At 58.6% G+C, this 6,330-nt stretch carries 6 protein-coding genes; 2 read left to right on the top strand and 4 right to left on the bottom strand.

Translation table 11 applies throughout. From position 1 onward, the window contains the following. Positions 1–220: 220 nt before the first annotated feature. Positions 221–1,300 carry a tartrate dehydrogenase gene (locus CSQ93_RS28400; protein WP_099380913.1) on the bottom strand — a complete coding sequence of 360 codons (1,080 nt, stop codon included), beginning with the start codon at positions 1,298–1,300 and terminating at the stop codon, positions 221–223. A 114-nt stretch (positions 1,301–1,414) separates the two neighbouring features. Here CSQ93_RS28400 and CSQ93_RS28395 point away from each other — a divergent pair, with 114 nt between their 5' ends. Continuing rightward, entirely contained in the window at positions 1,415–2,314 is a 900-nt protein-coding gene (locus CSQ93_RS28395; protein ID WP_099380912.1) for a LysR family transcriptional regulator, read from the top strand. A 17-nt stretch (positions 2,315–2,331) separates the two neighbouring features. On the opposite strand, the gene CSQ93_RS28390 is transcribed toward CSQ93_RS28395, so the two are convergent. The 3 genes from CSQ93_RS28390 to CSQ93_RS28380 all read right to left on the bottom strand — a co-directional run bounded on the left by CSQ93_RS28390 (position 2,332) and on the right by CSQ93_RS28380 (position 6,049). Beyond that, positions 2,332–3,822, bottom strand: coding sequence for a DUF3482 domain-containing protein (locus CSQ93_RS28390; protein WP_099380911.1), 1,491 nt, complete (start codon positions 3,820–3,822; stop codon positions 2,332–2,334). Next, positions 3,819–5,297 (bottom strand): DUF2868 domain-containing protein, encoded by a 1,479-nt coding sequence (locus CSQ93_RS28385; protein WP_099380910.1) that lies wholly within the window; start codon positions 5,295–5,297, stop codon positions 3,819–3,821. The genes CSQ93_RS28390 and CSQ93_RS28385 overlap by 4 nt, the downstream gene beginning before the upstream one ends. Positions 5,298–5,359: 62 nt before the next feature. Further along, complete coding sequence (locus tag CSQ93_RS28380) at positions 5,360–6,049, bottom strand: acid phosphatase (protein ID WP_099380909.1); 690 nt, start codon at positions 6,047–6,049, stop codon at positions 5,360–5,362. A 96-nt stretch (positions 6,050–6,145) separates the two neighbouring features. On the opposite strand from CSQ93_RS28380, the gene CSQ93_RS29620 reads away from it, so the two are divergent. Then, a partial coding sequence (locus tag CSQ93_RS29620; RefSeq protein WP_233516396.1) for a hypothetical protein occupies positions 6,146–6,330 on the top strand: 185 nt, incomplete at its 3' end.

The raw sequence follows: 6,330 nt of genomic DNA, 5'->3' as shown, positions 1-6,330 counted from the left end.
TGTTAATTGTTAAAGAACTGTATTCGGTTACTGCTTTCGCGCTATCGACAAAGCGTTGTGTTTGTCAGCTGCGAAGAAGGAAGAGTATGAAGCATTTCGCTACGTCCGTCAACTCCTTCTTTTTGCTGCATCGCCGTTTCCGGTGATCCTCAACTGCCGCATTTGACTGCGTCTCATTGGGGAGGCGAACTATAGCAAAGCCGCCCATGGGCGGCAAGCTTTATTTGAGTAACTCGGCAACCGCCATGCCCACATCGGTCGTACTGGCGCTGCCGCCCATATCCGGTGTGCGCGGACCATGCTCAAGCACCTGCTCGATGGCGCGCACAATCGCGTCATGCGCCGCCGTGTAATTGGCATCGCCATTACCGAGGAAGTCCAGCATCATGGCACCCGACCAGATCATGCCGATCGGATTGGCGATATTCTGGCCATAGATATCGGGTGCGGAACCGTGTACCGGCTCAAAGACTGAAGGGAACGTGCGCTCCGGATTGATATTGGCCGATGGTGCAATGGCAATCGTCCCCGTGCAGGCGGGCCCCAGATCGGACAGGATGTCGCCAAACAGATTCGAAGCGACCACTACGTCAAAACGCTCGGGACTAAGCACGAAACGGGCTGCCAGGATGTCGATATGGTATTTATCCCAGCGGACATCGGGAAAGCTCGGGCCCATCGCCTCCACCCGCTCATCCCAATATGGCATACTGATCGCAATGCCATTCGACTTGGTGGCCGATGTCAGGTGTTTTTTAGGCCGGCTTTGCGCCAGCTCAAACGCATACTTCAGGATACGGTCGACGCCCTTGCGCGTAAAGACAGATTCCTGCAGCACGGTCTCGCGCTCCGTCCCCTCGAACATGCGCCCGCCCACGGATGAATACTCTCCTTCCGTATTTTCACGCACCACATAAAAGTCGATATCACCGGGCTTTTTATTCGCCAGCGGACACGGCACGCCAGGCATCAAGCGCACAGGACGCAGGTTGACGTATTCGTCGAACTCGCGCCGGAATTTCAACAGCGAACCCCATAAGGAGATATGGTCAGGCACCTTCTCCGGCCAGCCCACGGCGCCAAAATAGATGGCGTCGAAATCCTTGAGCTGGACAAACCAATCCGAGGGCATCATCTGGCCGTGCTTGAGGTAATAATCGCAATTGGCCCACTCCATGGTCGTGAACTGCAGGTCGATATTGAAACGGCGCGCAGCCGCCTCGACAACACGCAACCCTTCCGGCATGACTTCATTGCCGATGCCGTCGCCGGCGATGACTGCAATTCGGTGTACGGGCATACGGTTCTCCTGTTGATAGATGGATGTTAGCGGGATGCGTTGATGATACTGGCACCGGATCAGAATACAATCAGGGAATTCATAACCCAAGTATTCACATTTCGTGGTCAATCAATGAAGCATACGCCGCTGCTAGAAGACTTACGCCTGTTTTGCCAGGTCGCCCATAAAACCAGTTTCGCCGCCACGGCGCTCGAACTGGGTATTTCCAAGGCGGTCGTCAGCAAGCGCATCAGCATGCTGGAAGCGGCGCTGCAGGTACGTTTGCTGCACCGGACCACGCGCCGGGTCAGCGTCACCGATCACGGCGAGATCGTGCGGCAATGGGCGCAGCGCATCCTGGAAGATGTCGAGCAGATGGGTGAAGCGGTAGCGCAGTCGAAACTGCAGCCGCAAGGCGTGCTGCGCATCTGCTCCAGTTCCGGCTTTGGGCGCAACCGGCTTGGCCCCGCCCTGTCCCAGCTCGCACGCCAGTATCCAGACCTGAAAATACAGCTGGAATTGCTCGACCGGCCTGTAGATCTGCTGGGCGAAGGTTTCGATCTCGATATTCGCATCGGCGTGGTGCACGAGCCAAACCTGATCGCCCATCGTATTGCCAGCAATCAGCGCGTACTGTGCGCCGCGCCCGCCTACCTTGCACAACGTGGAACGCCGGGCACCCTGGCGCAGTTGCGCGAGCATGACTGCATCGTCATCCGCGAACGCGACCAGGATGGACGGCGCTGGAAACTGCTAGGGCCGCAAGGATTGGAAACGGTGAACGTCGATGGGCCGCTCTCGGCCAACAATGGCGAGATCGTCCATCAATGGGCGCTGGACGGCCACGGCATCATCTTGCGCTCGGCATGGGATGTGGAAAGCAGCCTGGCGCAAGGCAAGCTGGTGCGCATTTTGCCCGCGTATCAACAGGCTGCCGATGTGTGGGCGGTGACCACCTCGCGGCTGTCGAACTCGGCCAAGATCAGGGCGTGCGTGCAATTTTTACAACAATGGCTGCAAGCCCGCGCCTGATTATCCACACCAGGCATCTACACCAGGCGCGCCACATCCGGATACAGACGTGCCAGGGTATCGGAAGTGATGGACGACATGAGGGGCAAGACGCGCTCGGCAGCCTGCTCGGGCGATTTATCCCGTCGCACTTCTTTCCACAACTCGGCCAAAGCAGCGTCATGGCGTGCCACTGCCTGCTCGACTTCATCCTGCCAGAAGGCCGGCGCCTCGCTTTCCACAAAGTTGCCGCGGCCACGGCCAAAGTGCGCCACCGCCAGGTAACGCAGCACGCCCGCCACCACCAGTGTACGCAGGAAAGCATCCGTAAATTGCATGATGGGCTCGTTGCGGTCCGTGCCGGAATTAAACCCCCAGGCTGCGCCCGCAAACGTCAGTGCACCGACCACGCCGCCAAGCAAGGCGCCTGTGCCCAAGGTCAGGCCGCCGGAAATCAGGTCGGCCGACAGCCCCGTCGCGGCACCGGAAATCATGGCGCCCAAGAGTCCCGCTTGCGCCTTGTCGATCGGCGCGCGCACGGCGAAATTTTCCCGTATCCGGCTATTGATCTTATGCGCATCGGTCGGGTCGAGTTTGTGCAAGATCAACAGTTCACGCGTGGTCATGCTGCTGTGCGTATTGAGCCGCGCCACCAGGCTAGCCATGGCCTTTTCCTGGCGTTGCTGCTCTGCATTCTTACCGATACCCACTACCTGCAAAGCCGATTTCAGCAAGCCCCTGGACGCCGGATCAATGGCTTCGCGATCCTGCCCTGCCACCGCCAGTTGCGTAGCCAGCAAGTGCATGGCCTGCTGAAAACGCGCCGTATTCTGCTCTTGCCAGGCAGCAAACAAACGCGCATAGCCAACTTGCTGCGACTGCGGCAACAATTTACCCACGGCTTCGTAAAACACCCGCTCATGTACCCAGCAGCGGGCAAAGGCATCGAGCGCCAGGACGTCACGCACGATCGGATACTGCTGCAAATGCTCGCGCCAGCGCGTCTGCTCGCCGTGCTCCTCATTCCCCGGACGCGGCGGCCCCATCTGGTTCAGCAAAACCACCACCGGCTTATCCAGCCAGGCGAGGATTTTCATTTCCGCCGACAAGTAACCCGCGTCCCGGGGATTTTCAGAGGAGTTAACCAGGTACAACACCACGTCGGCAGAGTCCTTGGCCGTGCGCAGCGCTTGCTGACTTAGCCAGAACGGACGGTCGCGGTAACGGTCCAGCACTTCGCGCAAGAACCAGCCAATGGGATTGCCCGATTGTCCCAGACGCTTGAGCAGGCGCACGGAATCGCCGAAGCCTGGCGTGTCCCATAATTGCAGGGCATCCCCCTGCGACGTAGCCAGCAAGGTATGCGATTCCGCAAACAAGGTCACGTGGGCAGCATCGCGCACTTCGCCGATGTCCACGCCCACCAGGGTGCGCGCCAGTGTCGTCTTGCCATTATTCGTGTGCGAAATCAGCGCGAACTGAATCTGCACCGCATCATCCCACACATCTTTATTCACATTCACACTCATGCTGCTGCCGATACTTTCAGCCCGACACCGGCATCAAGCGGGTGCAAGGCAGGATTGAGCAAATTGACCCGGGTGGCCGTAGTTTTGTGGAACTGGCAGAACTGTTGCCACAAGGCGACTCGTTCCGCCAGGCGCGCGCCGTTATCCACCTGCTCGCCCGCGCGCTCCAGATAGCTGGACTCGTCGATCAGTACAGCAATGCCGCGTGCCGACGATTGCGCCAGGTAATCGAGGAAGGCGCCGTGGTTTTCCTTTTCCGGCGTCGCCGTCAGGTTGAACAGCACGGCCGTGATATTGACTTGTGGATCATTCAAGTCCGTGTCGCGCAAGACGTCCTGCGGCTCTTCGCCATACGACGTTGACGGACGCAGCATCATGCGACCCTGCTCGCCGAACAGCATGAGGGCGATTTGCCCCAGGCCCTTGTGGCGTGCCTCATCGACAGTAAAGCTATATGGCAGGACGCGCAGCATGCCGCCTGTGGCCACGCCGATGCTTTCATTGAGCTTGCGGAAATACGGTTGATCGAGATCCAGCGGAAAGTTCCTGGCCAAGCGCGCGGCGCGCCAGTTGTTGACCAAGGCCAAGATCAGGCGGGGAACGACCACCAGCAGGAAGATGGTTGCCGCATACAAATGCACCCAGCGCGCGCCGCCTTCGACAGTTGTCGTTTGCGGGAAACGCAGCGCTTCGATTTCCGCCAGCGAAAAACCTTGCAAATGAAACAGGGCGATGGCCGGTGCGAACAGGGTCGAAAGCAGGCTGTGCACTTGGCCGGCATTCAAAAAAGTGCTTTCCCAGCCGGCCGCGTATTGCGACAGGAAGCCACGCGCATACAGCGAGGCAACGGCACCGATGGCAAACATGGCGGCGCTCAAGTGGATGGTGCGGCTCAGCCGCGCGGCCGTCAGTTTGGCGCTCAAATGCGCCCATTCTCCCATGAAACTGAGCAAGCCCGAGGACAGGGCGTGCGGCAGCTTGCGCGGCAAGGCCAGGCGGCCCACGCTCAGGTGGCGCACCAGTCCCGCCTTCGGCCAGCCGAGGGAATGCGAAGGGATGCATAGCCAGATCAGCAAGCCCAGGTAGACCAGTACATTCCAGGCAATAATTAGCAACAAGGGCGCCGACAGCAGATCCACGCGATGGGGATCCGTGATGCGGTCGAGCCCGGCGCCCAGCAGCAGTGCCAGCAGGGGCAAGGTCAGCGCCAGGGTTTTCATGCCGTTACGGCGTTTCGCGAAAGCGGCGAAGGCAGGCGTGCGTTCGGTGATGCGCTTGAGGATCAGCTCGGAGCGCTGCTGCAGGAAATCGTCACCTGTCACTTCGGCCTGCTTGCCCGAAGCTTGCCACTGCGCAAGCTCACGCGCGCTGCGGCTGGCATACATGCGGTCATCCTCGCTGAGGACTTCTTTTTTCTGGTCGGCCGTCTCGATAGCACGGACCAATACCACTTCTCTCGCAATCTGCTCGTTCATGGTGCTCCTGTTTTTGTATGAAACGACAACTAGACAGGCAGATTGTGACGTACTTTTGTGTTTCAGGCCAACGCGTCCTCGTCCCGGAGCAGCTTTTGCAGCAGATATATCAGGAAAGAAGCGATCCAGGCAGACCACAAGGTGTGTGTGAAAAATTGCGTACCATGCAATTGCTGCTGCCAGCCTGCCGCCAAACCACACAACAGCATGACACAAGCGAACAGAAGCGCCGTGCGTGGCCGTTCGGGCAGACAGAACAATGGCAAGGCCAGCATCCACCAGGCAGTGTTCGCCTGCGTGGCGGGCAGGCAGACCATACCAGAGGCACTGGCCGGCAATGTTTCCAGCAGGCGCGTGTACGGCTCCAGTCCCCCATAGCGCAACAAATCCGTGGGGCAAGGCACATCGCTGAAAGAAGAGAGCAAATAAATACTTAACGGCACCAGAACGGCCGACAAGGCCACGACGCGCAAGGCGCTGCGGCGTGAAGCAAGCCAGGCCAGCGGGTGCAAGGTGTCCCAGATGGCCAAGCTGATCAAGGCGGAGCCAAGCGAGATCATGCCGAGCTGGAAATTACCCGCCCACGCGCTGCCCGTGCCAGCAAATTGCCCACGCGTCCCGTCGAACATACTGTCGGCGATCATGAGATCGAGGTTGCTGTAATTGCCGATCCAGAGTATCAGCATGGCCGACAGCATCAAGGCGCTATCGATGCCTTTGGACGTTTTGACGAGTTTAAGCTTGGCCAACATGGATGCACACATTTACTTGATGAGAATGGAAGTCATCGTACAGTGTGAATATGAAGAGAACATGACGGTGCCCGCCGTGCACAACATGTGGTGATAATGCAAAAGGCAGCGCGCAGCGCTGCTTTTTTTATGCCTGTACGCCGTAAAACCTGCAAAACCACCAGACGAAAAAAAACCCGACCATTGCTGATCGGGTTTTTCTCTACTGCGAATAACAAGCCTGACGATAACCTACTTTCACACTGGTTGCAGCACTATCATCGGCGCAAAGTTGTTTCACG

The organism is Janthinobacterium sp. BJB426 (assembly GCF_002735705.1).
In the GTDB taxonomy this organism is placed as follows: Bacteria; Pseudomonadota; Gammaproteobacteria; order Burkholderiales; family Burkholderiaceae_D; genus Janthinobacterium.
The sequence above is the reverse complement of the archived record's forward strand: the minus strand, read 5'-3'. Positions and strand labels throughout refer to the sequence as shown.